At 67.4% G+C, this 26,163-nt stretch carries 23 protein-coding genes; 11 read left to right on the forward strand and 12 right to left on the reverse strand.

The annotated features are described in order from the left end of the window. Window positions 1-197: 197 nt before the first annotated feature. Entirely contained in the window at window positions 198-2,525 is a 2,328-nt protein-coding gene (lon, locus tag ABZ824_RS11280; protein ID WP_355078977.1) for an endopeptidase La, read from the reverse strand. Between the two features lie 270 nt (window positions 2,526-2,795). On the opposite strand from lon, the gene ABZ824_RS11285 reads away from it, so the two are divergent. The 6 genes from ABZ824_RS11285 (at window position 2,796) to ABZ824_RS11310 (ending at window position 8,453) form a co-directional block, all read left to right on the forward strand. Further along, window positions 2,796-4,151: a hypothetical protein gene (locus ABZ824_RS11285; protein ID WP_356963186.1), complete on the forward strand. Its 1,356-nt coding sequence runs from the start codon at window positions 2,796-2,798 to the stop codon at window positions 4,149-4,151. Between the two features lie 113 nt (window positions 4,152-4,264). Next, a complete protein-coding gene (locus ABZ824_RS11290; RefSeq protein WP_355078870.1) occupies window positions 4,265-5,056 on the forward strand; it encodes a TIGR03084 family metal-binding protein in 792 nt (263 codons plus the stop codon). Window positions 5,057-5,403: 347 nt separating this feature from the next. After that, the gene (locus tag ABZ824_RS11295) at window positions 5,404-6,054 is read left to right on the forward strand and encodes a hypothetical protein (RefSeq protein WP_356963187.1); all 651 of its coding nucleotides are present in this window, start codon (window positions 5,404-5,406) and stop codon (window positions 6,052-6,054) included. A 22-nt stretch (window positions 6,055-6,076) separates the two neighbouring features. Beyond that, window positions 6,077-7,261 carry an L-2-hydroxyglutarate oxidase gene (lhgO, locus tag ABZ824_RS11300; protein WP_356963189.1) on the forward strand — a complete coding sequence of 395 codons (1,185 nt, stop codon included), beginning with the start codon at window positions 6,077-6,079 and terminating at the stop codon, window positions 7,259-7,261. Window positions 7,262-7,399: 138 nt separating this feature from the next. Further along, on the forward strand, window positions 7,400-7,870 hold the full coding sequence (locus ABZ824_RS11305) for an SRPBCC family protein (protein WP_355078867.1): 471 nt from the start codon (window positions 7,400-7,402) through the stop codon (window positions 7,868-7,870). A gap of 10 nt (window positions 7,871-7,880) precedes the next feature. After that, complete coding sequence (locus ABZ824_RS11310) at window positions 7,881-8,453, forward strand: ribonuclease H (RefSeq protein ID WP_355078866.1); 573 nt, start codon at window positions 7,881-7,883, stop codon at window positions 8,451-8,453. A 77-nt stretch (window positions 8,454-8,530) separates the two neighbouring features. Here the strand turns inward: ABZ824_RS11310 and ABZ824_RS11315 are convergent, their stop codons facing one another. The 9 genes from ABZ824_RS11315 to ABZ824_RS11355 form a co-directional block, all read right to left on the reverse strand. Then, complete coding sequence (locus tag ABZ824_RS11315) at window positions 8,531-9,286, reverse strand: hypothetical protein (protein ID WP_356963191.1); 756 nt, start codon at window positions 9,284-9,286, stop codon at window positions 8,531-8,533. A gap of 132 nt (window positions 9,287-9,418) precedes the next feature. After that, window positions 9,419-10,597, reverse strand: a complete 1,179-nt coding sequence (locus tag ABZ824_RS11320) for an MlaD family protein (protein WP_355078864.1) — start codon at window positions 10,595-10,597, stop codon at window positions 9,419-9,421. Then, a complete protein-coding gene (locus ABZ824_RS11325; RefSeq protein WP_356963193.1) occupies window positions 10,594-11,685 on the reverse strand; it encodes an MlaD family protein in 1,092 nt (363 codons plus the stop codon). The genes ABZ824_RS11320 and ABZ824_RS11325 overlap by 4 nt, the downstream gene beginning before the upstream one ends. 8 nt (window positions 11,686-11,693) lie before the next feature. Further along, window positions 11,694-12,803, reverse strand: a complete 1,110-nt coding sequence (locus tag ABZ824_RS11330) for an MlaD family protein (protein WP_355078862.1) — start codon at window positions 12,801-12,803, stop codon at window positions 11,694-11,696. Next, complete coding sequence (locus ABZ824_RS11335) at window positions 12,800-13,798, reverse strand: MCE family protein (RefSeq protein WP_355078975.1); 999 nt, start codon at window positions 13,796-13,798, stop codon at window positions 12,800-12,802. Before ABZ824_RS11335 ends, ABZ824_RS11330 begins: the two co-directional genes overlap by 4 nt. Then, window positions 13,798-14,841 (reverse strand): MCE family protein, encoded by a 1,044-nt coding sequence (locus tag ABZ824_RS11340; RefSeq protein ID WP_355078861.1) that lies wholly within the window; start codon window positions 14,839-14,841, stop codon window positions 13,798-13,800. The genes ABZ824_RS11335 and ABZ824_RS11340 overlap by 1 nt, the downstream gene beginning before the upstream one ends. Beyond that, window positions 14,838-16,328, reverse strand: coding sequence for an MCE family protein (locus ABZ824_RS11345; protein WP_356963195.1), 1,491 nt, complete (start codon window positions 16,326-16,328; stop codon window positions 14,838-14,840). Before ABZ824_RS11345 ends, ABZ824_RS11340 begins: the two co-directional genes overlap by 4 nt. A 7-nt stretch (window positions 16,329-16,335) precedes the next feature. Continuing rightward, window positions 16,336-17,199, reverse strand: a complete 864-nt coding sequence (locus tag ABZ824_RS11350; protein WP_356963197.1) for an ABC transporter permease — start codon at window positions 17,197-17,199, stop codon at window positions 16,336-16,338. Window positions 17,200-17,203: 4 nt separating this feature from the next. After that, window positions 17,204-18,058: an ABC transporter permease gene (locus ABZ824_RS11355; RefSeq protein ID WP_355078858.1), complete on the reverse strand. Its 855-nt coding sequence runs from the start codon at window positions 18,056-18,058 to the stop codon at window positions 17,204-17,206. Between the two features lie 525 nt (window positions 18,059-18,583). On the opposite strand from ABZ824_RS11355, the gene ABZ824_RS11360 reads away from it, so the two are divergent. Beyond that, the gene (locus ABZ824_RS11360) at window positions 18,584-19,258 is read left to right on the forward strand and encodes a S1 family peptidase (RefSeq protein WP_356963199.1); all 675 of its coding nucleotides are present in this window, start codon (window positions 18,584-18,586) and stop codon (window positions 19,256-19,258) included. A gap of 52 nt (window positions 19,259-19,310) precedes the next feature. Here the strand turns inward: ABZ824_RS11360 and ABZ824_RS11365 are convergent, their stop codons facing one another. Both ABZ824_RS11365 and ABZ824_RS11370 read right to left on the reverse strand, forming a co-directional pair. Next, entirely contained in the window at window positions 19,311-20,756 is a 1,446-nt protein-coding gene (locus ABZ824_RS11365; protein WP_355078856.1) for an MFS transporter, read from the reverse strand. Window positions 20,757-20,797: 41 nt separating this feature from the next. Next, window positions 20,798-21,421 (reverse strand): hypothetical protein, encoded by a 624-nt coding sequence (locus ABZ824_RS11370; RefSeq protein ID WP_356963201.1) that lies wholly within the window; start codon window positions 21,419-21,421, stop codon window positions 20,798-20,800. Between the two features lie 186 nt (window positions 21,422-21,607). On the opposite strand from ABZ824_RS11370, the gene ABZ824_RS11375 reads away from it, so the two are divergent. The 4 genes from ABZ824_RS11375 to ABZ824_RS11390 all read left to right on the forward strand — a co-directional run bounded on the left by ABZ824_RS11375 (window position 21,608) and on the right by ABZ824_RS11390 (window position 26,085). Continuing rightward, window positions 21,608-22,132 carry a DUF6764 family protein gene (locus ABZ824_RS11375; protein WP_356963203.1) on the forward strand — a complete coding sequence of 175 codons (525 nt, stop codon included), beginning with the start codon at window positions 21,608-21,610 and terminating at the stop codon, window positions 22,130-22,132. Window positions 22,133-22,241: 109 nt separating this feature from the next. Further along, on the forward strand, window positions 22,242-23,456 hold the full coding sequence (locus tag ABZ824_RS11380; protein WP_355078973.1) for a serine hydrolase domain-containing protein: 1,215 nt from the start codon (window positions 22,242-22,244) through the stop codon (window positions 23,454-23,456). Between the two features lie 44 nt (window positions 23,457-23,500). Continuing rightward, on the forward strand, window positions 23,501-24,874 hold the full coding sequence (locus tag ABZ824_RS11385; RefSeq protein WP_356963205.1) for a cytochrome P450: 1,374 nt from the start codon (window positions 23,501-23,503) through the stop codon (window positions 24,872-24,874). Window positions 24,875-25,248: 374 nt separating this feature from the next. Beyond that, the gene (locus tag ABZ824_RS11390; RefSeq protein WP_355078971.1) at window positions 25,249-26,085 is read left to right on the forward strand and encodes a L,D-transpeptidase; all 837 of its coding nucleotides are present in this window, start codon (window positions 25,249-25,251) and stop codon (window positions 26,083-26,085) included. The last annotated feature ends 78 nt before the right edge of the window (window positions 26,086-26,163 follow it).

A 26,163-nucleotide genomic window follows, 5' to 3' on the forward strand; every position in this document is an offset into this window, starting at 1 on the left:
TACCTCCGCCTTCGCTCCGGCCATGCGCAGGCTGAAGACGGACTACGTCCGACCACACCCATCAGGCGTACCTCCGCCTTCGCTCCGGCCATGCGCAGGCTGAAGACGGACTACGTCCGACCACACCCATCAGGCGTACCTCCGCCTTCGCTCCGGCCATGCGTGGGCTGAGGACGGACTACGTCCGATCGCACCCATCAGGCGGTCGCCGCGAAGGCAGGCCCCAAGGCAGGCTCGGCGACCGGCTCGATCGCGTAGGCCAGGATGTCGGCCACGTCGGCGACCGGCCGGACGTCCAGCGCGGCCAGCACTTCCGCCGGAACGTCGTCCAGATCCGGCTCGTTGCGCGCCGGGATGAACACCGTCTTCAATCCGGCCCGCTGGGCGGCGAGCAGCTTCTGCTTCACGCCGCCGATCGGCAGCACCCGGCCGTTCAGCGTGACCTCACCGGTCATGCCGACGTCCGATCGCACCTGACGACCCAGCGCCAGCGACACCAGGGCGGTGACCATCGTGACGCCCGCGGACGGCCCGTCCTTCGGCACCGCACCCGCCGGGAAGTGGATGTGGATATTGCGATCAAGCACCGACGGCTCGATGCCGATCTCCTCCAGGTGCGAGCGCACGTAGGTCAGCGCGATCTGTGCCGACTCCTTCATGACGTCGCCGAGCTGGCCGGTGAGGGTCAGCGAGCGCTCGCCCTCGGCGGCGTTCGCCTCGATGTAGAGGACGTCGCCGCCCGCGCCGGTCACGGCGAGGCCGGTGGCCACACCCGGGACGGCCGTGCGTTCCACCGAGTCGGGAGTGAAGCGCGGACGACCCAAGTAGTCCTTCAGGTCGTCCAGACCGATCGTCAGGGCTCCGGCGTCACGCTCGACGTCGTAACCCAGTTCGGGGTCGTAACCCGATCCGGTTTCGCGCTCCGACAGCCGCGTGGCCGCTTTGCGCAGCGCCTTGGCGATCAGCCGCTCCATCTGCCTGACCCCGGCCTCCCTGGTGTAGTCGGCGGCGATCTCGCGCAGCGCTTCCTCGCTGATCGACACCTCCTCGGCGGTCAGCGCGTTGCGCTCCAGCTGCCGCGGCACCAGGAAGTCGCGCGCGATGGCCACCTTGTCGTCCTCGGTGTAGCCGTCGACGGTGATCAGTTCCATCCGGTCCAGCAGCGGGCCGGGGATGGTCTCCATGACGTTCGCGGTCGCGATGAACAGCACGTCGGACAGGTCCAGGTCCAGATCCAGGTAGTGATCGCGGAACGTGTGGTTCTGCGCCGGGTCCAGCACCTCGAGCAACGCGGCCGCCGGGTCGCCGCGGAAGTCCGAGCCGACCTTGTCGATCTCGTCCAGCAGGACGACCGGGTTCATCGAACCGGCTTCCTTCATGGCCCGCACGATCCGGCCGGGCAGCGCGCCGACGTAGGTGCGGCGGTGACCGCGGATCTCGGCCTCGTCACGCACGCCGCCCAGGGCCACGCGGACGAACTTGCGGCCGAGCGCTCGCGCCACGGACTCTCCCAGCGAGGTCTTGCCCACGCCGGGCGGACCGACCAGCACCAGCACCGCGCCGGACCCGCGTCCGCCGACCACTTCCAGGCCGCGGGCGGCCCGGCGAGCGCGGACGGCCAGGTACTCGACCATGCGGTCCTTGACCTCGTCCAAGCCGTGGTGGTCGGCGTCCAGCACCGCGCGGGCGGCCGAGACGTCGGCGCTGTCGGTTGTCTTCACCGTCCACGGCAGCTCGAGTACGGTGTCCAGCCAGGTCCGGATCCAGCCGGATTCCGGGCTCTGATCGCTGGCACGCTCCAGCCTGCCGACTTCGCGCAGCGCCGCCTCACGCACGGTGTCGGGCAGGTCGGCCTGCTCGACGCGGGTGCGGTAGTCGTCGGCGCCGTCGGGCTCGTCCTCACCGAGTTCCTTGCGGATCGCGTTGAGCTGCTGGCGCAGCAGGAATTCGCGCTGGCTCTTCTCCATGCCCTCGCGCACGTCTTCGCTGATCTTCTCGCTGATCTCGGCCTCGGCGATGTGCGCCTTGGTCCACTCGATCAGCGTGGTCAGCCGCTCGGCCGCGTCGGGGGTCTCGAGCAGTTCACGCTTCTGCTCGGAAGTCAGGTACGGGGCGTAACCCGCGGTGTCGGCGATGGCCGACGGGTCGGTCAGCTGATTGACCGCGTCGATGATCTGCCAGGCCTCGCGGCGTTGCAGCACCGAGACGACCAGCTTCTTGTATTCGGCGGCCAGTTCCTTCGTGCGGCCGTCCGGAGCAGGCGTCTCGACCGGCTCGGCCTCGACCCACAGCGCGGCCCCCGGCCCGGTGACACCGTGCCCGATCTTGGCGCGCCGTTCGGCCTTGAGGACGGCCGCCGGGGCTCCGCCGCGCATCCGGCCGACCTGTTCGATGGTGGCGACCACGCCGTAGGTGGCGTAGCCCTCGTTCAGCCGCGGCGCGAGCAGCACGGCGTCGGTCTTTGCGGCGCGCGCGGCATCGATCGCGGCCTGCGCCGATTCGTCCAGTTCGATGGGCACGACCATGCCCGGCAGCACGATCGGATCGGTCAGGAACAGCACCGGCAGGTTCTGAGGTGTAGTCACGTCTTCGACCTTCCAAAAGTTGAGCGATGCCTACTCAACCCCGGGGTGTGTGGGTTTGTTCCGCCCCGACCGGTCCGTTCGCTGACGGCGAAGTGCCGACCGGTACGGCCCCCCGCTTCGCGTTGACACCCCGTCCAAGGCAATGAGAACGTTGGGGCCTTGATATCTCATACCGGCGGTACCGTCGGATCGGCCTAGGGAGTCCCATCGATGTCGTCGCTCGCCGCTGGCGTGTTCATCGACTGGGAGAGCGTGACCGGGCAGCCGAAATTCGTGGTCGACCTGATCACGTTCCCGATCTTCAGCGCGCTGGCGGGATGGCTGACGAACTGGACCGGCGTGCTGATGCTGTTCTGGCCGATCGTCTTTCGCGGCATCCGCATCCCGGGTCTGCACGTGCTCTATCCGTACTTCCCCCGCCGGGTGCAAGTGCTGCCGACCTTCTCCGGCGACGGCCTGCGCCTCGGATTCCAGGGCTTCATCCCGGCGCGGGCGGAGAAGATGGCCAGCATCTGCGTGGACAAGGCCCTGATGCGGATCGGCAGCCCCAAGGATTTCATCCACGAACTCGATCTCGACGGCATCGCCGACTACATCGCGGTGCTGGCGCGGCAGCAGGTGCGCCCGCTGGTGGACGAGCTGATGTACCGGGAGAACCCGGACCTGTGGCGTACGGTGCCGCGCGCCGCCAAGCAGCTGATCTACCAGCGAGTGGATCGGGAACTACCCGCACTGTCGCGCCGCGCGTTCGCGTCGCTGGGCGACAACGTCGACCAATTGATCGGCATCAAGGGTTTCGTGATCCGCTACCTGCAGGACAACCCGGCCATTCTGAAGGACTTGACCACCACCATCGCGGCGCCCGAACTGCGCTTCATGGTGCGCATCGGCTTGCTCGGCGCGCCCTTCGGCGTACTGCTGGCTCTGTACCTGCACGTGCACCAGCAGATTCCGGTGCTGGGCTGGGTCCCCGGCTGGGTGATCGTGCTGCTCGCCTCGGCGGCGATCGGCGTGATCGTGAACGTCATCGCGGTGAAGATGGTGTTCGAGCCGGGTGATCCGCAACCGAGGTACAAGTACCTGTGGAAGCAAGCACTGCTGGCCAAACGGCAGCCGCAAGCGGCGACCGATCTGGCGCACATCCTGGCCTACCAGGTGCTGACGCTGCCGAATCTGTCCAAGGAGCTGCTGGAAGGCCCGAACGGGGACAAGACCAGGCAGTTGCTGGAGCGCTTGATCGCCGACGAGATCCATCGTCAGCTCGGGCCGACCACCACACTCGTGCGGGCGGCGCTGGGGCGTCGCCAGTTCGACAACCTCACGGTGGGCGCGGCGGGCGCCGCGGTCGGCTTGGCGCCGACCCTGGTCGAGGACGAGGAATTCACCCGGGAGCAGGCCAAGACCATCGACGAGTTCGCCGCGCGTAAGCTGCGCCGGCTCACGCCAGGGGAGTTCATGGAGATGTTCTACGCCTCCGTCGAGCAGGACGCCTGGCTGCTGTATCTGCACGGCGCGGTCCTCGGCCTCGTCGTCGGAGCCGCCCACTTGATCCTTTTCGGCTGGTAGCCGGGCCGGAACCGGCAAGATAAAACAAGCATGCTTGCCTTTTTTTGGGCTCGCTGCGATGCTGGACGACGGTGGCGCACGAGGCGGTGGGCCCGGAACCGGCAGGGGCACAGATGGCTGATCTAGAGGCGTTGCTCGGCGACTTCGCCGACGAATGCGCGGACCTGGAACGACTCGTCGCCCCGCTGGCGCCCGCGGAATGGGCGCGCGCCACACCCGCGCCCGGGTGGACCATCGCACACCAGATCGGGCATCTGGCCTGGACCGATGAGATCGCGGCGATCGCCACCGCGGACGCCGCCCGCTTCCAGCAGTTGCTGACCGAAGCCGGACCTCGCGCGCTCACGTTCGTCGACGAGGCCGCGGAGAAGGCCGCGACCGAACCGCCCGCCGAGTTGCTCGACCGCTGGCGGCGTGGGCGCGCGTCGCTCACCGCCGCACTGCGCGCCGTGCCCGCGGGCGCCAAACTGCCGTGGTTCGGCCCGCCCATGAGCGCCGCGTCGATGATCACCGCCCGCATCATGGAGACCTGGGCGCACGGGCAGGACGTGGCCGATGCCATCGGCGTGCACCGCTCGCCCACGGCGCGGTTGCGCACCGTGGCCCATATCGGCGTGCGCACCAGGAATTTCGCCTACACCGTGCACGGAAAGACTCCGCCCGCAGCGGAATTCCGCGTCGAACTCACCGCGCCGGATCGCACCGTCTGGTCGTGGGGCCCTGAGGACGCCGAACAGCGGGTGACCGGACCCGCGCTCGACTTCTGTCTGCTGGTGACACAGCGCCGCCATCCGAACGATCTGGAAATCTTGGCGCACGGCGACGACGCCGCGGAATGGCTCACCATCGCACAGGCTTTCGCGGGGCCGACGGGCGAAGGAAGGACAGCGGGCCAGTTCGCCTGACCCGCCCACACCCGGCCCGATCCATGCGGAATCGGGAGCGGGCGAGCGCCACACTTGGGTGCGCCGTGTTCATGTCGACGGCCGGACGCCGTTGGCCGGGTGTCTCGAGATGGCAGTCGAGAATGGCGCTCGCCAGCTACCCGAATATTTACCCGCCCGTGCGTTCACGGAAACATCGACGCCATGCACGCCAGGGCGCACCGGCTAGCCCCGTGCCGCGCGCGTTGTGATTCTGCTCTCTTCGATCAGGTATGCCCCTCCACCGCACAGGTAATCTGGTCGGGCGTACAGCTTTCCATGGTGCTGATCGCCTGTGGGGAGCAGCGTCGCAGGGAAAGGAGCGCATCGTGACAGCACACCGACCTGCCCAGGTCGCACGGCATGCCGCCGTCGTGCTCGCCGGTGCGGCCAGCCTCAGCCTGACCGTCGCGGCCGGCGCCTATATCGTCCACCAGATCGCCGATACGCAGCGCCCCGATACTCCGATCGCCGCGCCGGTCACCCCAGCCGCCCCGGACGAGCCCGATCGCGGACGAGGCACGGGCTTCTATCCCGTGCTGACCGGCAACAGCTTCGTCTTGCCCGCAGCGGTTTCCGCTCCGCGTGCCAGCCAGCCGGAAATCGCCGAGCCGCAGGTCGATTCGCCTGCCACACCGCCTGGGCGCACGCCCCTGGGCGGGAAAGTTCGATTCGGTGACGCCTACGTCGGCGCGCAAGTCGCGGAGAGCGCGGCCGACACGGTCTCGATCACCGTGGACACGAACGCCTTGACGGCGCTCACGGGTCTGTTCCGCTCAGGCTCCGTGCCGGAGCAACCAGGCGCCGTGACCACCATGCGCACCGACCTCGATACCCAGCGCGGCGAGGTGCGAGTGGCGTTCTCCGACCCGAGTCTGGGCGAGCACGACCTGCACCTGGATCGGCACCCCGCTCCCGCGCCGAAGCGAACCGACGAACGCGCGTCCACGCACGGCGCAGCGGATTCCACCGTGGTGTGACCCACCGTTTACCCTGCTCGGCATGAGCGCCTACGACTTCTGCGTCATCGGCGGCGGCATCGTCGGCGTGGCGACCGCGCACCGGATCCTGGTGCGCCATCCCGGTGCGAGCCTGGTGCTGCTGGAGAAGGCAGAGCGTCTGGCAGTCCATCAGACGGGGCACAACAGCGGCGTCATCCACTCCGGCATCTACTATCCACCGGACAGCCTGAAGGCCGAGCTGTGCCGCCGGGGTGCGCGATGGACCAAGGATTTCGCGGCGGCACACGGCATTCCGTACCGGGTCTGCGGCAAATTGCTGGTCGCCACTGACGATGCCGAGTACGGACGCATGCTCGCACTGCATGAACGTTCCGTCGTCAACGGCGTGGCCGTCGAACTGATCGACGCCGCGGAACTCACGCGGCGAGAACCGCGCGTCACCGGTGTCGGCGCCCTCTTCGTCCCGGACACCGGCATCATCGACTTCACTCGGGTGACCGAGGCGCTGGCCGAGGAAGTCCGCTGCGCCGGTGGCGAATTCGTGCTGGGCGCCGAGGTCGCGACGCTCACCGAGACCTCGGACGCGGTGACCGCCGCCGGCCCGACCGGGTCGTGGACAGCTCGCCGCCTGGTGGTCTGCGCGGGGCTGCAAGCCGACCGGATGGCACGAGCCGCCGGGCTGCGCACCGACTTTCGCATCGTTCCCTTCCGTGGTGAGTACTATCAGCTGCCGCAGGAGCGCAACGGCCTGGTCAGCACGTTGATCTATCCGATCCCCGATCCGGAATTGCCTTTCCTAGGCGTGCATCTGAGCCCGACGATCGACGGAGCGCTCACGGTGGGTCCGAACGCGGTGCTCGGTCTCGCGCGGGAGGGCTACCGCAAAGGCAGTCTGGACCTGAGGGACGCGCGAGAAGTGCTCGGGTTCCCAGGTTTCCACCGCGTCGCCAAGGCCAACGTGCGCACCGGCCTGCGAGAGCTGCGCAATTCGCTGTTCAAGCGGGGATACCTGGCACAGTGCCGCCGCTACTGTCCGGAGCTGACGCTCGCCGATCTGCTCCCTCGGGAAGCGGGAATTCGCGCGCAAGCGGTATTGCGAGAAGGAACTTTGGTGCACGACTTCATGATCGAGCGCACCGAGCGCTCGGTTCATCTGCTCAACGCCCCTTCACCTGCGGCGACCTCGGCCATGCCGATCGCGGAACACATCGTCGACCAACTCTGAGCGCGCGCCGGAGGAGCCTTTTCCCAAGCAACTACTCGGTCGCAATCTTGCGATTCGCCGCATCGAATCGCGCCGAGCCCTCGAATAAAGAGGAGAGCTGTAGTACTTTTAACGCCAGTCGTGGAACAGGGAGGGCCTATGGGCCACATCAAGTACGCGAGTGACGTCGGAGCGCCCGTCGAGGTCGCTTTCAACTACACGGACAACCATCTATTCGTACCGGATTGGATGTTCGGGATCGCGGACTTCGTACCGACCGGCGACCAGGACCGCGGACTCGGCGCGGTCTTCGCCACCACCAGCCGCCTCGCGCTCTGGCAGCCGACCGCCACCTGCGAGATCACCGAATACCGCCGCAACGCGGTGATCGGGTACGCACTGCGCGGACATTTCTCCGGCACACTGCGGCTGCGCTTCGACCCGCTCGGTTACGGGCGCTCGGTGCTGACCTCCGAGGCGGAGTACAGTCCACCTCGCGGAGTGCTCGGACGCCTGAGCGCCGGCCTGCTCGACGCCGCGGTGAGAACGGCGTTGCGCCGCACGGAGTCGCGGTTACGGAGGGAGATAGAGGAATTCCACGGTACCGATCTTGTCGGTCGGATTGCGTAGGGTGCCAGCCATGATCATCGTGAGCACCGACGGATCCTGCCTCCGCAACCCCGGCGGCGCCATCGGCTGGGCTTGGGTCAATCATCAGGGCTCCTCGGCGAGTGGGGGAGCCGCTTCCGGAACCAACCAGGTCGCGGAGTTGCGCGCGGTGCTGGAGGCGATCGTCGCCCACCCCGGGTCCGAACCCCTGCTCATCGAGAGCGATTCGCTCTACGCCATCAAATGCGCCTCGGAGTGGGTGTCGGGATGGCGGCTCAACGGCTGGCGCACGTCGACCGGTGGGGCGGTGAAGAACGTCGAACTCGTCCGGCAGATCGATCGGGCAATCGCGAGCAGGCCGGGACCGGTCCGGTTCCGTTGGGTGCGCGGACACGTCGGCAACTATTTCAACGAGCAGGCAGACGCACTGGCCGGAGAAGCGGCTCGGCAGGCCGCGGTCACCGCGGCTGTCGCCGAGGCGAACACCGTGGAAATGCTCGCGGTGACTGTGGAGGAAACGCCGACGGCGCCGGAAGCGCCGAAAGACGAGGCCGCGGGGAAGGCGGCCGCGCCGTCGGCGCCACAGGCTCTGACGCTGTTCTGATGCGCCCGCCGAAGCGCCGCGAGCTGCCCGAATGACCTCCGGCGGTGGTGGCTCGGCCCACCGCCGGAGGCGCTCGGCTAGTTGCCCGGCTGCGGTACGGGCTGACCAGACGGTGCGGGCTGCCCCGGGGCGCCCGGCGCGGGAGCACCGCCCGGCGCGGGAGCGCCCGGCAGGCCGGTGCCCGCGCCCTTCAACATCGGCGAATCGAGCTTCTCGACCAGCCACTTGTCGCCCGACTTGTGCAGCTGGGCGATCACCACGACGAACTGCCGCTCGGGGTTGGCCTGGGTGAAGTTGGTCCGGTACTGCGTGAGGGTCACCAGCACCTTGGCCGAGGTCTGGTCACCGGACTGGTAGCCGCACTGCACGTCATCGACCCAGGACTTGACCTTGGCCTGCACCATGGCGTCCTTCAACGCCTTGGTCGCGTCGTCGAACTCCTTGAGGAACTCGCCCGACGAGCCCGCCTTCACCGTGGTGAAGTAGTCGTCGAGATTCTTCGAGTAGTCGTAGACCGAGACGTCCTTGCCGAACCCGCACGCGGCGTTGGTCGAGTCGCGGATCGCGTCGAGCTTGTCGCCGCGATCCTTGCCCTGCAAGAAGAACACGACCACCGCGGTGATCGCGGCGACCGCGAGCACGCCGGCCACGAACGCGGCCACCAGCGGCAGCGAGGTGGATTTCCCGGCCTTGTCTGCCTTCTCCGCCTTGGACAGGTCGGGCTTCGCCGCGCCGGCGGCATCCTGCGACTTCTCGGTCACCGCGTCGGTGTCGTGGTCGGAGGCGGGCGTGGTCTCGGCGTCCTTGCCGGTCTCGGCGTCGTCGGTAGACATCGATAAAACCTGCACTTTCCCGGCGCGCGTCGGTGCGCACCGATTGGCTTCAGCGGCCCGCGACAGCGAACCTTACGGGTTCCACCGGCGAGTATGCCCGCCCGGCGGGACGACCGCCGGGCCGGGTACGACTCACCGCACCGGAGGCAGCGTCCGCTCGTTGGGATCCACACCCGGCGGCATGTGCGCGCCGTTGTCGGGCACGTCGGGCCGCGGCGCGTTGGCGGCGCCGCGGATCTGCTGACCCGGCGGCGGGTTCTCACAGTAGTTCCACTTCGGGATCGTGCCGTCCTGCACGACCTCGTTGCGGATCTTGGGAGTGTTGTAGGTGCAGAACGGCCGCGGCCAGATGTCGATCATCGCGTGGAACTCGCCGTCGTGCGCCGGAATGCCGAGCGCTTCGCCACCGAGCGCGAGCGAGGGGAACAGCGCGCGCAGCGCGGGCAGTCGCAGCTGCGCCGCCTTCGTGATCGCCTGGAAGTTGGTCGCCAGGCTGGTGATCGGATCGGCCGTCTTGTCCACCACCGCGCCCAGGCTGGTGAGCTGGCCCGGTGCCGTCTCCAGCACCCGTTGCAGTTCCGCGTTCGCCTTGTTGAACTGCTCGAACAGCACGCCGGAGTTGCTGGTCAGCGTGGCCAGATCGGGCTGCGCCATGGACGTGGTGTTCGCGATCGTGCGCAGGTTGGTGATCAGATTCGTGGTCTGCGGCAGCAGCGAATCCAGGCCCGCCATCGCCAAGCTGATGCCGTTGACCAGCCCGCGCAGCTGATCCGGGCCTCCGCTCAGCGCGATGTCCAGCTCGTTCAGGATGACCTGGAAGTGATCCGGGTCGATCTGCGCGATCAGGGCGCTGGAGTTGTCCAGCACCGACCACACCGGCGTGGGCGTGTGGATCTTGTCCGGATCGAACTTGATCACCGCGCCGTTGGCCAGATACGGCCCCTGCTCGGCGTTCGGCCGGAAGTCGATGTACTGCTCACCCGCACCGGACAGCGCCTGCACCGCGATCTGGGTGTCCACCGGGATCTTGTACTTCGACTCGATCTGCGCGGTGGCGGCGATGGACTGGCCGCGATCGGTCAGCTGGATCGAGGTCACCTTGCCGATGCGCCAGCCGCGCAACGTCACGTCGTTGCCCGGCTGCAGACCACCGGAACGGTCCAGATTCACCGTGACCGTGTAGTCGGACCGCAGCGGGTTCACCCGCATCACGTTCACCATCAGGTAGGCGGCGCCGACCAGCAGCACGAGCACCAGACCCAGGTTCGACAGGAAGATCTTGCTTCCGAACACTTTGCGCACGGAGGTCATCGCTGGCCTCCCGCCACTCGACCCTGAACGAGTTGGAGCACCTGGATCAGGCTGCCCGCGAAGTCCTGCAAGTCGTTGAGATCCTGGAGCTTGCCGTGCTGCGGATCGGTGAGCGCGCTGATGTCCAGGTTGGTCGCGGTCGCGTACACCGCGAAACTGCCGCCGCGGAAGGTCGCGTCCACCTTCGGCCGCAGGACCCGCAGCCGATCCAGCAGGACGCCGAAGCCGTCACCGGTCTTGGCGATCGCGTCCATCAGCTGATGGGTGTTCTGCAGCAGTCCGTTCAGGTTCTCGGTCGAGGTGTTCGCGTAGTCGCCCAGCGCGGCGCTGGTGGTGGACAGCTTGGTGAGCAGATCGCCGAGGGCCCGGTTGTTCTCGGCGATCGCGCCGATCATCTGCGGCAACGTGTCGGCCACCTCGCCGAGCTCCGAGCGCCGCCCCTCGATGGTGTTGGCGAGGGTGCTGAACTCGCCGAGCACGCTGTCCACCCGGGCGGAGTTGGCGTTCAAACTGCCGACCACTCCGGTCATCTCGGTGATCAGATGGGCGAGCTGCTCGCCACGCCCGCCGACGATGGAGTCCAGCTCCGAGCCGAGCTTGGAGAGGCTGGCGATGCCGCCGCCGTTGAACAGCATGGAGACCGAGATGAGCAACTGCTCGACGGTCGCGCCCGCCGAGGTGCTGTCGATGGTGAGCGTGTCGCCGTCGTGCAGCATTGCCGCGCCGGGCTCGGTCTTGGGCTTGGACACCGCGACGAACACGTCACCGAGCGGGGTGGCCTGACGCAGTTCCGCCGTGCTGCCCTTGGGCAACTCGATGTCCTTGCGGATGGTCAGGTCCACGATGGCCTGGAAGTTCTTGGTCTTGATGTCGGTGACCACGCCGACGTCCGAACCGCCGATCTTCACCTTCGCCTGGTCGGGCAGGTTCAGCGCGTTCTCGAAGACCGCGTGGATGGTGTAGGTCTCCCCGCCCTGGCCCGGTTTCGGCAGCGGCAGCTTCTCCACGGTGAGCCCGCAGCCGGAGGTGACCGCCACACCGGCCACCGCGGCGACGGCGACCAGTGCCCTGCGTGCCTTGATCGTCATTCGGTACGTCATTTCGTCAGTCCGAGCAGTGCGGCGGTGAGCCCGTAATCGGGGCCGAAGTCCTGCATGTTCCCGGTGCGGCAGCCATCGGCCTTCATCTGGATGCGTTCGCAGAACAGGCTGACGATCTCACCCGACAGCGCGGTGCCGATCACCGCGTGCAACCGGACGTACTGATGCTCGCGGTTGATGATGTTGTCGACGTTCTGCATGACCATCGGCGCCAGGTCGGCGACCTCGGTGAGGCCGCGAGCGTTGTCGCGCAGCTGCTGGGTCACGTTGGTCAGGCCGGTCATCGTGCCCTGCAACTGGTCCTGGTACTGCGTCAGCGTGGTGCTCGTGTTCTGCAGGAAGGCGAGCAACTGGTCGAGTGTGGCCTGCAAACCGGGAGCCTGTTCGGCGAGCAGGCCGGTCATCTGGGTCACGCGGTTGCTGAAATCGCGCACCGACTGGTCGTTGTCGGCCAGCATGGTGGTGAGGTCGTTCAGCTTGATGATGATGCTGGAGATCGCGTCCTTGTTGTCCACGCCGACCTTCAGCGCGCTGGACAGCGCGTTGAGGGTGTCGCGGATCTTCTCGCCGTTGCCGTTGAGCATCGGGTAGAGCACCCGGCCCGACAACGGGCCGATGCCCTCCTGCCCCGGCTCCGGCTTCAACGCGGCGGCGAACTGATCGATGGTCTTGATCATCGTGTCCAGCTCGACCGGGGTCTTGGTGCGGGCCTTGGGCAGGTGCGAACCGTCGGACAAGGTCGCACCGCCGGTGTACACGGGGGTGAGTTCGATGTGCCGGTCGGTCACGATTGACGGCGAGATGATCGCGGCCATCGCGTCCTGCGGGATCTTCACGTCCTTGTCGAGGGACATGTGCACCTCGATCAGCGTGCCCTTGGGCACGATCTTGTCGACCTTGCCTACGTCGAGCCCGAGCACCGTGATCGGGTTGCCTTCGTAGATGCCCGCGATGTTGTCGAAGTCGGCGGTGATCCGCAGGGTGTTGCCCAACGCGTCGTTCACTGAACTCGGCAGCAGCGAGCAGCTGCCGACCGTCAGCGCGGCGGCGCTGATCAGGAGCGTCTTCGCGACGGTCCTCAGCGGAAAGCCCGTGCGGAATTTCATCCCTGGCACCCCTCGATAACTTGGGCGAAGCACAACCAGTTGTCCGGGAACAGCCACGGCAGGCCGACATCGCCGTACGGACCGCTGCCACCCCAGGAGTTGGCCAGGTAGCGCAGGGTCGGCGGCATGAGCGACAACATCCGATCCAGGTTGTCCTTGTTCTTCTGCAGGCCCTCGGCCATGGTGTTCAGCTGCTGGATGGTCGGGCCGAGCTGATCGTTGTTCTCCGCGCCGATCGCCTCCAGCTGCTTGGTCAGCGCCGCGACGTTGTCCAGCAGTTGGCGCAGCAGCGCCTGGCGCTCCATCACCCGGTTGGCGATGGCCTCGCCCTGGGTGATCACCAGCAGGATGCTGTTGCGGTTGTCGGCGAGGATCCTTGTGACCCGATCCAGATCCTTGAGCAGGGCGTCCACTTCGGTCTTGCGGCTGTCGATGACCTTGGCCAGCGCGCCGACGCTGTCCAGCGCCTGGGCGGTGAGCTGGGGCGACCCGTTCATCTGCTCGTTGATCAGGTTCAGCGAATCGGCCAGCTTCTTGGTGTCGAGCGCCTCGAACTTCGGGGTGCCGACCTGCACCACGTCGGCCAGGTTGTACGGAACCGTGGTGTTGGACACCGGGATCCGCTTGCCCTTCAGACCCGAGCCGTCGCCCGGCTCGAGGTCGACGTACCTGGCGCCGAGCAGCGTGGCCATCTTGATCGAGGCACGCGCGTCGGGGCCGAGTTTCACGTCGTCGCTGACGCTCAGCGTGAGCAGCACGTGACTGCCCTCTAGTTCGGCGCCGACCACCCGGCCCGAGGACACCCCGGCGATGTTCACCTTGTCGCCGACCCTGATGCCCGCGGCCTGCACGAACTCGGCCTTGATCGACTGCTCGCCGACGCCGATCAGCTTGTAGACGCTGGACACCAGCAGCAGCACCACGATGAGGGCGCCGCCGATGATGCCCAACCAGAAGTACCGGTTGCTCTCGAACCTGGACCTGAGCTTCGTCATCATGGGCGGCACACCGCCGAGTGCGAGGTGCCACCGATCTGGGAGAACAGGCCGCGGGGGAACAGGACGCCGTAGAGCGACACGTCCAAGCCGCACAGGTAGGCGTTGGCGTAACCGCCCTCCGAGGTGTGCCTGCCCGCCGCCGACAGGACGTTCGGCAGGTCGATCGCGGCTTGGTCGAGCTTGGCGCCGTTGTCAAGCAGTAGCGTCAGCGCCGCGCTGGTGGAGTTCTGCGCCGTGCGCAGACTCGGCTGGACCCGGTCGAGCATGCCGACCACCGATGTGGTCGCGCTCGCGATCTGCTCGGTCGAGGCGAGCAACGACTGTCCCTGTTCGTACAGCCCGCCGATCAAGGCCCGGGTCTGGGTCACCAGGGTCTCCAATTCATCACCTCGTTTCGCCAACCCGGACATCACGCCCGACAGGTTGGTGATCACATCGGACAGGATCGCGTCCCTGCGCTGGAAGTCGGTGGCCAGCTGGGCGGCCTGGACGATGAACGCGCTCAGCGAGACGCCGTCACCTTGCAATGCCTGGATGAAGGTTTCCGACAGCCGGTTGACCTGTTCGGGCTGCAACACCTGGAACAGCGGCTGGAACCCGTTCAGCAGACCCGACACGTCGAACGACGGCTCCGTGCGGTCGATCGGGATGGAACCGTTGTTCTTCAGCGGCGCGGGGTTCGACCCCTTGCCGGGGGCCAGCGCCACGTACCGCTGACCGATCAGATTCTGGTAGCGGACCAGCGCTTTGGTGTCGTTGTAGATCGTCTGGTCGCGCTGCACCACGAAGGTGACCTTGGCGACCGACTTCTTCAGATTCCCGTCGCGGCCGAGCTCGATCTTCTCGACCTTGCCGACCCGAACGCCCGCCATGCGGACGTCGTCGCCCTCGTGCAAGCCGAGCACATCGGAGAACGTGGCGGAGTAGGTGTAGGTGTCGCCGCTGACGATGCGCGCCAGCGTGTTCCACACCACCACCGTCACCAGGATCGACACGATGGCGAAGATGCTGAATCCGATCAGCGGTTTGCGAATGCTCATCGTGCGGCACCGTTGTCGGCCACCTGCATGGTTCCGCCCTTCAGAATCGTGCTCAGCAGCAGGTATTCGGCGGTGGTCGGCGTGCGGCCGAGCAGCGCGGTGATCGCCGAGTCACCCCGGTAGGAGATCGGCGCCGCCGACGGCGTGCCCCCCGGCGCGGCGGCCGGAGCAGCGGGCGCGGGGGCCGCGGCGGGCGGGAGCAGGCCCGGGGGCAGCATCGGGAACAGACCCTCGAGCGGGGTGCCCGCGAACGGAGCGGGAGCGCCGCCGGTCGGGGCGGCCGCGGTGGCGCGGTTCGGATCCGGGGTGGTGACGCCGGGAATCAGCGGCAGACCGGGCATCGGCACCACCGGAGGAAGCCCGGCGGCCGAGGCGAGCGCGCGCGGCTTCAGCTGCTCCGGCAGCTCGCCGACATCGGCGACGGCGGGAGCGGTGTAGCAGCTCGGTCCGACCATCTCGCCGTAGCGCGGGCAGTCGGCCACGGTGTAGGGCCGGTACGGGGTGAGCGTGATGCCCGCGTCCCAGACCTGCTGCTTCTGCGGACCCCAGGTGAACGTTGTGTCCATCCGGCGCATGGTCTCGCTGAGGTTCAGCAGGCTCCTGGTGATCGCGTCGGGGTCCGCGGCGAGGGCGCCGAACATGTCGTTCGTGCCCGCGGTGACCTCGATACCCACGTTCGGGTTACGCGCGAACAGGTCGTTCACCGTGTCGATGGTTCCGCTGGTGCCGGTGATCAGCGAGACCAGCTCGCTGCGCCGGTCGGCGATGGTGCGTGCGGTCTGCACCGAGCTGCCGAGCACGTCGACCAGCTCGGGCGCGGACTGGTTGAGCGCGTGGAACGACGCGGAGAAGTCGCCGAGCAGCACACCGAGATCGGGAATCGACTCGTCGACGGCCAGCAGCCAGCGGTCCAGCCGCTCGACGGTTGAGCCGGGCATCCGGCCGCTGCCGTCGAGAGCCTGCGACAGGGTGCCCAGCACCCGGCCGAACTGCACCGGATCGATCTTGTCGAGGATGTTGCGGACCGTGGTGAGCGTGTCCTGCAGCGCGATGGTGCCCTTGCTGCGGTCTTCCTCGATGACCGAGCCCTCGTGCAGGTACTGGTCGGCCGGACCGTTGAAGACGAGTTCGACGGAGGTGACGGCGAACAGGTTGCTCGGCACCACGCGAGCGGTCACGTTGGACGGGATGTCGCCGGCGAACTCCGGCTTCATCTCGATCCGCACCTGCTGCAGCTCGCCCTTGGCCGCCACGTCGACCGTCTTCACCGCGCCGACGAGCACGCCGCGGAACTTGACGTCGGCCTGCTCGGGCAGACCGTCACCCGTGGTGGTCAGGTTCGCGGTGACGTTGACCTTCTCCTGGAAGTAGCCCTTGTAGCGCAGCATCAGGAAGCCGAGCACCAGCGCGAACACGACCAGACCGCACACGCCTGCGATGAGCAGCTGCCGCATCGTGGGCCCGCGCCCACTGGGATCGATGATCATCTGGTGTCTACCCCGAGATCCGGATGCCGGGGTTGACGCCCCAGATCGCCAATGTCATGAACAGGTTCGCGAAAACGACCGCGATGATGCACATCTTGATCGCGCGGCCCGCGGCCACGCCGACGCCCTCGGGGCCACCGGAGGCGAAGAAGCCGTAGTAGCACTGGATGAACGTGGTGATCGCAACGAACAGGATCGCCTTGATCAGCGAATAGATGACGTCGGTCGGGACGAGGAACTGGTAGAAGTAGTGCTGGTAGGTGCCGGTGGCGGTGCCGCCGATCAGCTGCACCGTCAGCGAGCAGGAGACGTAGGCCATCGTGAGGCCGAGGCAGTAGAGCGGGATGATGGCCACCATCGACGCGAACATCCTGGTGCTGATCAGATACGGCAGCGGCCGGATGGCGATGGACTCCAGCGCGTCGATCTCCTCGGAGATGCGCATGGCGCCGAGCTGCGCGGTGAACCGGCAGCCCGCCTGAGCGGCGAAGGCCAGCGTGGCCAGCAGCGGGCCGAGTTCGCGAGTCGTCGCGAACGCCGAGATCGCACCCGTGATCGGACTCAGGCCGAGCAGGTTCAGCGAGTTGTAACCCTGGATGCCGACGGTCATGCCGCCGAACGCACTCAGAATGACGACGACGCCGATGGTGCCGCCGCCGACGACGAGGTTGCCGTTGCCCCAGGTGACATCCGAAAGCAGGCGCCACACTTCCTTGGGGTAGTGCCGCAGCGCCAGCGGGATCGAGCCGATCGAACGCAACAGGAAGAACACCTGGTGGCCGAGCCTGGCGAGCAGATCGACCGGAGCCTGCGCGGTTTTCCGGAACGCCTGGAGAGGCCGCAGCAGCGGCGGTACATAGGTTGATGACACCGGCTCAGACCACCTGTGACGGGAATAGTGCGTTGTAAACCTGGGTGATGATGAGGTTCACCCCGAACAGCATGATGGCGGAGCTCACCACGGCGGAATTCACCGAGTTCGCGACACCGCCGGGACCGCCCCGGGTGTTCAATCCGGTGTCGCAGGCGATGATTGCCGCCAGCAGACCGAAAATCAGCGATTTCGCCAGAGCGACAAGCAGATCGGTGGTAACCGCGAACGAAGAGAAGGTGCCGACGTAGGAACCCGGCGTACCGTTCTGCGCGAAGATATTGAAGATGTAGCCGGTCAAGAAGCCGACGAAGACGACGAAGCCACACAGCAGCACGCTCACCAGCATCGCCGCGCCCAGACGCGGAGCGACCAGCCTGCGCATCGGATCGACGCCCATCACCTTCATGGCGTCGATCTCCTCGCGGATGGTGCGCGAGCCGAGATCGGCGCAGACCGCGGAGCCGACGGCGCCCGCGATCATCAGCGAGGTGACCAGCGGAGCGCCCTGCTGGATGATGCCGAGGCCGTTGGCCGCGCCGATGAACGAGGTGGCGCCGACCTGCCCGGCGACCGAGCCGACCTGAATCGAGACGATGACGCCGATCGGGATGGCGACCAGCAGCGTGGGCGCCGCGGAGACGCTGGCCATGAACGCGCACTGCCGGACGAACTCAGCGAAAGGGAAGCGCCTGCGGAAAATCGAGACGAACAGTTCGGCGACAGCGGCGAAGCCCATCGTGATCTGTCTGCCGAAGGTCTCCAGCGAACGCTTGGGATGATCTTGCCAGTAAGACCTCGTCCAATCGACCGCACCACTGAACCGTGACCCTGATGGTGGACTCTCGGTCGACTGCACTGGCTAATCCTCCTCGACGCCGGTTGGTAGCCCCGGCGACTCGTTTGCTTGACGCACCTTACTACGGAGTAGTGCAGAACACACCATCCACTTGTGATCGCAGTCATAGATGTTCCTCACCGTTGCCGGAAAGCAATGGTTAGGGCGCGGAACATTGGGAACCACACCAAAGTTGACCAGCCGAGCTCTGGCACAAGCTACAGCCGAACTGCAGGAATGCCCGATCGCTTCCGGTCATTCGGCGAATTACTTTGGATAATTCTCATCGAAAATCGGATTTGTTTCCGGAGACCAACGCGACGCCTCCTTACTATCATCGAGGCACGAACGGCCACGCGATTTTCACAATTGCGATAGCGAATCGCTATTGGGCTCGTAAGATACATTTGATCACAGTTGTATGAAATAGGATTGAAGCCCCGAGCAGTGGGGACAACCCCGTAGTGGTGACGCGCCCGAGACCGATTACTGACACGATGGGTGCGACAGATTGATATCGTGCGGGCTTCCGACGTCTGGAGGGACATGTTCAGCAAACTCGCCAAGGTGGCCAACGCCGCCTTCGCCGTCGCCCTGGGCGCGGCGCTGCTCGGCACGGGCGCAGGGGCCGCTAACGCCGACCCGGGCCCGCCGGTGTTGGGCGGTGGATCCGGCATCATCATCGACAACCAGTTCGAGTGCACGGTCACGACGGTCGGCCACGACAACGCGGGCCGTCTGGTCGGCCTGACCGCAGGTCACTGCGGCGACCCTGGCGCACAGGTCTACGCCGAATCCGATCGGGGCTCTGGCGTGATCGGCCGGTTCGCCTACTCCAACCACGATCTCGACTACGCCGTCATCCAGTTCGATCCGGGCAAGATCACCCCGGTGAACCGGGTCGGCAACGTCACTATCACCGGAGTCGGTGCGCCTGCCAGCTTCCCGCAGATCGTCTGCAAGGAAGGGCGCACGACCGGCAACACCTGTGGTCTCGCCTGGGGTGACGTCTTCCGGACGAACGTCGAGACCTGGAGCCAGATGTGCGTGGTCGAAGGCGACTCCGGTGCGCCGGTCGTCGTCGGTACGACGCTGGTCGGCATGGTGAACGCTTACCTGGCCATCGCCTGCTTCGGTCCTGAGGTCGGGACCAACATGAGCGCGATCATGGCCGACATCAACGGACGCGGCGGTGTCGGGGCGGGTTACATCCCGATCTGATCGCCGGCGAACCCGACGAGCGGCCCGAACGCGAGCGACGCGTTCGGGCCGCTCATTTTTCGCTGGGCGCCACCGCCGGACCCGCGACCGCGCACTGCGGCATGCAGTCGACGCTGTCCAGCGTGGGTGCGTGCCGCTCGGGACGCAGCAATACGGCGGCGAGCACCGCGCCGGTCACCAACAGCCCGGCGCTCAGCCACATCGCGGTGGCGAAGCCCTGGTCGAAGGCGGCGGGATCACCCAGCGCGCCCGAAATGCCCGCGAGTCCGGGCAGCGCCGCCACCGCGAGCAGTTGCGCGGTGCGCGCCACGGCGTTGTTCACGCCCGAGGCGATGCCCGCCTCGCTCGCCGGCACCGCGCCGAGCACCGCACCGGTGAGCGGCGCGACCAGCGCGGCGAGCCCCAGCCCGAAGACGAGAACACCGGGCAGTACATCGGTGAGATACGTGGTGTCGGGCCCAATGCGCTGCAACAGCACCAGGCCCGCCGCCGCCAGCAGCGGTCCCGTGGTCATCGGGATGCGCGGTCCGTGCCGCTGCGCCCAGCGCCCGGCGGGAGCCGACAGCGCCAGCATGATCAACGTGATCGGCACGGTCGCGACGCCGGACATCAGCGGCGAGTACCCCGCCACCAGTTGCAGTTCCAGCACCAACAGGAAGAACACGCCACCGAGGGCGGCGTAGACCGCGAGCGTCACAAGGTTCGCCGCGGTGAACACCCGCGAGCGGAACAGCGAGGGCGGCACCAGCGGGTGGTCGCTACGCAGTTCGATCACGACGAACGCCAGCAGCAGCGCGACGCCTGCCACGACGAGGACGGGCATCTTGTCGATCAGTCCGAGGGTCAGCGCACCGAGCGCCAGCGCCACCACCAATGCGCCGGGCACGTCGAGTTCGGGGGCGGCGTCGGGATCGTGGCTCTCTGGCACATGCCGCAACGCGACCAGCACGACCACGAGGGTCAGCGGAACGTTGAGGAAGAAGATGGAGCGCCAGCCCGCGATGTCGATGAGCCAGCCGCCGAGGAACGGGCCGAGCGCGCCCGCCACACCGCCGAAGCCGGACCACAGGCCGATCGCCGCGCCTTGATCTCGGCGATCGATGGACGAGGAGATCAGAGCCAGACTGCCCGGTGTGAGCATCGCGCCCGCGACGCCCTGCAGGATCCGGGCCGCGACCAGCAACTCGATGGTCGTCGCGACGCCGCACAGCACCGAGGCGACCGCGAAAGCCACAGTGCCCCAGACGAAGACCCGGCGACGGCCGAGCTTGTCGCCGAGCGAGCCGCCGAGCAGGATGAACGAGGCGAGGGTCAGGGTGTAGCCGTTCAACGTCCATTGCAGCCCGGCGACGTCCGTGTCCAGTGATTCCCCGATCCGCGGCAGCGCGATGTTGACGACCGTCGCGTCGAGCGAGGCGACCGACGATCCGAGGATGGTGGCCAGCAGGATCCAACGACCGGTGCCCGACCGCAGCCGCGGTAGCTCGGTGGTGCTCACCTACCCCAACCTAGTGGCAGGCAGGCGTTGGGAAGTCCGGGTCAGAGTTCCTGGACGCAGATGACGAAACGGCGCTTGTCGTAGACGTATCCGGTGCCGCTGCCGCAGACGTTCACGTCATCGGCGCTGTCCACGCGCTTGACCACCTTGACGCCCTTCACCGGGGAGGAACCGGTGCAGTCGATGCGCTTGGGGTCGTCACCGCCGACGTCCATGCAGCCGCCGACCACCCAGTCGATGTCCAGGCACAGCGCGCCCTGCTCGATGCCGTTGACGGTCTCGGCGTAGTAGTTGTCGGCGTCGCTGCTGCACTGCGAGCTCTTCGCCGCCTTCGCGATCACCTTGTAGTTCGACTCGCGGCTGCCGCACGACGCCTTCTCGATGGTGGCGTTGGTGGTGGTGCCGCCGAGCTTCACGCAGTCGCCGATGCTCGCGTCGAAATCGGTGTTTCCGCTCGGCTTGCTCGGCGTCGGCTTGCTGGTGCTCGGCGTCGGCCTGCCCGAGGACGGCTTCGGCGTGTTGGTCACCGACACCGCGTCGATCGTCCCGTCCACGGCAGGCTGGGCGGTACCGCTGATCGTGGAAGTGCAGCCGACCAGCGACAATCCGGCCGCGACGGCCAATCCGGCGAAAGCGAGACGACCCCAGGTCAGTTGACGAGACACGTACAGTCCTCCCGAGCTGTAACGCCGGCGAACTCACGCCCCCGTGATCCGAAGTTGCCATGCTGCGCTTGAAATACCACGCCATGAATACACCATCGACCGAGCGCACGTCGAGCCGGAGCCGGAAACGAACCGCCGCCAAGAGCTCTGGGTATGGTGGGTTTTCTGGTGCGAGAGGAGTCCCCGGTGAAGCTGATCAGCGCAATCGCGTGTTCGACCGCCGCGATCGGAGGCTCCCTCTTCGTTCCGGGTATGGCTGCCGCCACCGATGTGCACTGCCGATCCGAGCACGGAACCGATGTCACCCTCATCGATGGGGAGACGGCCTGCCGCGCGGCGACCGATAGCTACGGCCAGGCCCGTGCCACCGGGATCGACGGTGTGGGCTACGCCAACGCGACCTCGGGCGCGACGGCCATCGGGATCGGCGCGGCGGGAGGCGTCGGTGCGAGCGAGGGCGCGGGCGGGATCCCCGTCGCGCTCGGTCTCGGCCCGGACGCCGTCGCCATGACCTCGACCACGGAACCGGACATGCGGACGTTCGCGATCTCGATCGCGTTGGCAGGGTCGCGAGCGGGGGTGGAGACCGCCGAACAGACGGTCGTCTGTCTGGGCGCGGCGGCCTTCGCGTGGAATGCCGACAGCGGCGACGCGTGCCTCGCCACGCCTTTTGGGCTCTGGCGCACCCATGGAACGGGTTACCCTGGTTGACCAGCCCGGCTAACGGCGGTCAGGAGGTGACCCCATGGTTTCGGCAATGGCGGCAGACGACTTCGAACCCGCCGATTCGGCCAGCGGAAAGCTGGCGGCACCGCATGAAATGCTGGTCGATCCGCGTTTCATCCGGCTGGCAGATCAGTTCTTCGGCCTGTTCGCTCAGCCTGCGCGCGGTGGCGGGGCGCTCGCGGTCTACCTCGACGGCAAGCCGGTGGTCGATATCTGGGCAGGCTGGGCGGACAAGGAGCGGCGCTGGAACGGCGATACCGTCGCGCTGACCTTCTCCACGGGTAAGGGCGTGGCCTCGACGGTCGTCCACCGCCTGGCCGAACGGGGTCTGATCGACTACGACATTCCGATGGCCGAGTACTGGCCGGAGTTCGCCGCGCACGGTAAAGACGACATCACCGTCCGTGACGTGCTCTGCCACCGCGCCGGCTTGCACCGGGTGCGCGGCCTGGTTCCCGGCCGCGAAGGCATCCTGCACTACGACGCCGTGGTCCGCGCCCTGGCCGAGAGTCCGGCGGACCCCCGGCGCATCCGTACCTCCGGCTATCACGCGATCACCTTCGGCTGGCTGGTCGCCGAACTCGTGCAACGGGCGACGGGCACACCGTTCACCGAGGTGTTGCGCACCGAGATCGCCGAGCCGCTCGGCATGGACGAGTACTGGTTCCGCGTCCCGGAATCCGAACGGCACCGGATCGCCAAGATCTACCGCCACCTCGGACCGCCGGGAATCCGCTGGAACACCGCCTCCTCCGTACTGTCCTGGGTGCGGCCGGTGCGCGGCCTGGCCGAGGCGGGCATGCCGGAAAGCTTCGACGAACTGGTCCACGACCCCCGGGTGCACGACGCGGTGATGCCGGGCTGGAATGGCGTGTTCTCCGCGCGCGCACTGGCGCGTATGTACGGCGCGTTGGCCAACGGCGGCGTGGTCTACGCAGCCAATGCGGACCGGAAGCCGCCCGGGGTCGGCGCCGAGCAGACCGTGCGGTTCCTGGATCCGCGGACGATCGAGACGATCGGGCAGGTGCAGCCCACCCAGAGCCGGGACTACGTACTCGGTGTGCCGATTCATTTCACACTCGGTTACCACCGCCCGGTACTGATGTCCAAGCAGCAGCCGAGGCACGCGTTCGGCCATTACGGCGTCGGCGGGTCCGGCGCGTACGCCGATCCGGATCTCCGCATGTCGATCGCGTTCGTCACCAACGGGCTCGGCAGCATGGTGACCGCGCTCGGCGACGCCAGGCTGGCGCGGCTGGCGGCGACGGCGCAGGGCACGGTGCGCAAGCACAAGCAGGCCGCGGGCTAGCTTCGAACCGCTCCGGTCGCGGCCTCGTGTTTCTCGGTATGGACGTGAGCACACCACGAACCGAGGCAGGTGCCTGCCGGGCGGGACCGCGTGTGCCGCGCGCGACCGTGCTGCACGCCCTGGCCGCGGGCAGCGATTTCGATCGGTACTTCCGCTGGCGCAGGGCGCGGGAAGGCGACCCGTTCTACGTTCGATTTCCCGGCTTCGGCGCGGTGCTGTTCACCGGGACGGCCGCCGGCGCCCGCGAGCTGTTCCGCTCGCCGGTGATGTTCTCCGAGCCGCCGCGACCGAATCCGATCGAACCGATGGTCGGCGCCGCGTCGCTGATCCTGGCTTCGGGCGAGCGCCATCGCCGCGACCGCGCCCTGCTCACCCCCGCCTTTCACAGTGCCCGGATACGGGAGTACGGCGCGTTGATCCAGGAAGCCACCGTACGGGAGCTGGCCGGAGAGAGCGGTCAGAAGTGGGCGGCGGGTACGCGTATCGATGCGCGGGCGGCGGCGCGAGCCCTCACGCTCCGGGTGATCACGACGGTGGTGTTCGGTGCACGCGACCCGCGGCGGCAAGCGGAGTACACCACCGCGGTGACGGACTTCATCACCGCGTTCTCCGGGCCGTTGCTGCTGTTGCCCACGCTGCGCCGCGGACTGCACGGGCACGGGCCGTGGGACCGGTTCCGCGCCGCACGGGAGCGACTGGATCGGTTGATCCGAGCCGACATCGCACACCGGCGTCAGCATCCCGAGACACCATCCGCCGACGTGCTCGACATGTTGCTGTCCGCTTATCCCGACGACGCCGATGACGAGTTGTGCGAGCAGATACGCACCTTGCTGGTTGCCGGGCACGAGACCACCGCGACCTCCCTGGTCTGGGCACTGTTCCGGCTGCACCGCGCACCCGAGGCACTGGCCCGCCTGCGGCGCGAGCTCGACGGCGCCGGTCGGGAGGCCGGTCCGGCGGAGCTGGCCGCACTGCCCTACCTCGATGCCGTCTGCCAGGAGACCCTGCGGCTGCACCCGCCGGTACCGATCGTCCTGCGCCGGCTGACCGAACCGTTCGCGCTGCGCGGCATCACGCTCGCACCGGGCGAGACGATGGGGATAGCGGTGCCATTGCTGCACTCCGATCCCGAGGTGTGGACCGACCCGGGGCGCTTCGACCCGTCCCGCTTCGCCGACTGCCGCTACCGGCCGTTCGAGTTCGCGCCGTTCGGCGGCGGCCATCGGCGCTGCATCGGCGCGACCCTCGCGGACTACGAGTTGCGGATCGCGCTGGCCACCATCCTGGCGCGGGTAAGCCTGTGGCTCGCCCCGCGGTATGCGCGCGGAAGCGTCCCGCTCTCGGTGCCGCACAATATCGCGACCGGTCCGCGTCGCCCGATTTTGTTCGACGTGGTCAGTGAGCTTCGTCACTAATAAGTTTGCTGTGAACCGTCTTTCGCGAATCGAGCGATTGCGCTCCGAGGTTGTCCGATCCGTCGTGACCGGCACATTTGCCCGCTTCGATACCCAATCAGAGTGTTTGTGACCCATGCCACAACAAGCACTGGTGCTGCATCAATCTGAAACGCGGGTGGATACGACGCGCGTCCGGACGGTAGGAATGGACGACGGGTCGGGCCGTCGATACCAGTGGGGCGCTCTTCTGGCTCCGCGCTGAAATGAAGAAATCTCGCTACGCGCGCGTTCGCGTGCGCGCGAGAGATGGAATGGACGAGAAACCTATGCATGCCGCTTTGCACACCGGGTCGTCGCCTGCTCCCCGCAAGGGAGCGCGGCTAGCCCGCCGGATGCGCGAGGGCGTCCTGCTGTCGGCCGCGATCGCGGCAGCCGGTGTTCTGCTCGTCGCGCCTGCTCAGGCCGAACCGCTTCCTCCGGGGATCGGCACCGGCTCGGCCGCCGCCGCCACCGAGCCCGAGCCGCAGGCGAACTTCGCTCCGCCCTCGATCAACATCGCCGACGGCGAGGTCGTCGGCGTCGCGCAGCCGATCATCATCACCTTCAAGGAACCGGTGGCCGATCACGCCGCCGCCGAGAAGGCCATCAAGATCACCGCCTCGAAGTCCGCGCCGGGACACTTCTACTGGCGCGGCGACAAGCAGGTGCGCTGGCGGCCGGACGAGTTCTGGCCGGACAACACCGACGTGCAGGTGCAGGCGGGCGGCACCACCAGCTCGTTCCGCATCGGCGACGCCTTCGTGACCACCGCCGACGACGAGACGCACACCATCACCATCACCCGCAACGGCGAGGTGGTGAAGGAGATGCCCACCTCGATGGGCAAGCCCAAGCACGAGACGCCGAACGGCACCTACATCGTCGGCGAGCAGCTGCGCAAGATGACCATGGACTCGTCGACCTACGGCGTTCCGGTCACCGACCCCGAGGGCTACAAGCTCGAGGTCGAGTACGCGACCCGCATCTCCAACAGCGGCATCTTCGTGCACGCCGCGCCGTGGTCGGTCGCCCAGCAGGGCGTCTCCAACGCCAGCCACGGCTGCCTGAACGTCAGCACCGAGGACGCCAAGTGGTTCTTCGAGAACGCGCGCCGCGGCGACCCGGTGATCGTGCAGAACACCCAGGGCGGCACGCTCAGCGCGAGTGACGGCCTGGGGGACTGGAACTAAGTTGCGGTAACCCCGCAGCGGCGCGAAGCCGAACATTACGATCAATTGCTCGAAGTAGCCGATCGTAGTGTTCGGCTT

Origin of the sequence: Nocardia sp. NPDC047038 (genome assembly GCF_040644075.1) — a bacterium.
Classification (GTDB): Bacteria; Actinomycetota; Actinomycetes; order Mycobacteriales; family Mycobacteriaceae; genus Nocardia; species Nocardia sichangensis.

Bases quoted from the DNA above. Each gene is read 5' to 3' on its own strand.
- lon (WP_355078977.1), bottom strand. From the start codon at position 2,525: ATGGTCGTGCCCATCGAACTGGACGAATCGGCGCAGGCCGCGATCGAT.
- ABZ824_RS11285 (WP_356963186.1), top strand. From the start codon at position 2,796: ATGTCGTCGCTCGCCGCTGGCGTGTTCATCGACTGGGAGAGCGTGACC.
- ABZ824_RS11290 (WP_355078870.1), top strand. From the start codon at position 4,265: ATGGCTGATCTAGAGGCGTTGCTCGGCGACTTCGCCGACGAATGCGCG.
- lhgO (WP_356963189.1), top strand. From the start codon at position 6,077: ATGAGCGCCTACGACTTCTGCGTCATCGGCGGCGGCATCGTCGGCGTG.
- ABZ824_RS11305 (WP_355078867.1), top strand. From the start codon at position 7,400: ATGGGCCACATCAAGTACGCGAGTGACGTCGGAGCGCCCGTCGAGGTC.
- ABZ824_RS11310 (WP_355078866.1), top strand. From the start codon at position 7,881: ATGATCATCGTGAGCACCGACGGATCCTGCCTCCGCAACCCCGGCGGC.
- ABZ824_RS11315 (WP_356963191.1), bottom strand. From the start codon at position 9,286: ATGTCTACCGACGACGCCGAGACCGGCAAGGACGCCGAGACCACGCCC.
- ABZ824_RS11320 (WP_355078864.1), bottom strand. From the start codon at position 10,597: ATGACCTCCGTGCGCAAAGTGTTCGGAAGCAAGATCTTCCTGTCGAAC.
- ABZ824_RS11325 (WP_356963193.1), bottom strand. From the start codon at position 11,685: ATGACGATCAAGGCACGCAGGGCACTGGTCGCCGTCGCCGCGGTGGCC.
- ABZ824_RS11330 (WP_355078862.1), bottom strand. From the start codon at position 12,803: ATGAAATTCCGCACGGGCTTTCCGCTGAGGACCGTCGCGAAGACGCTC.
- ABZ824_RS11335 (WP_355078975.1), bottom strand. From the start codon at position 13,798: ATGACGAAGCTCAGGTCCAGGTTCGAGAGCAACCGGTACTTCTGGTTG.
- ABZ824_RS11340 (WP_355078861.1), bottom strand. From the start codon at position 14,841: ATGAGCATTCGCAAACCGCTGATCGGATTCAGCATCTTCGCCATCGTG.
- ABZ824_RS11345 (WP_356963195.1), bottom strand. From the start codon at position 16,328: ATGATCATCGATCCCAGTGGGCGCGGGCCCACGATGCGGCAGCTGCTC.
- ABZ824_RS11360 (WP_356963199.1), top strand. From the start codon at position 18,584: ATGTTCAGCAAACTCGCCAAGGTGGCCAACGCCGCCTTCGCCGTCGCC.
- ABZ824_RS11380 (WP_355078973.1), top strand. From the start codon at position 22,242: ATGCTGGTCGATCCGCGTTTCATCCGGCTGGCAGATCAGTTCTTCGGC.
- ABZ824_RS11390 (WP_355078971.1), top strand. From the start codon at position 25,249: ATGCGCGAGGGCGTCCTGCTGTCGGCCGCGATCGCGGCAGCCGGTGTT.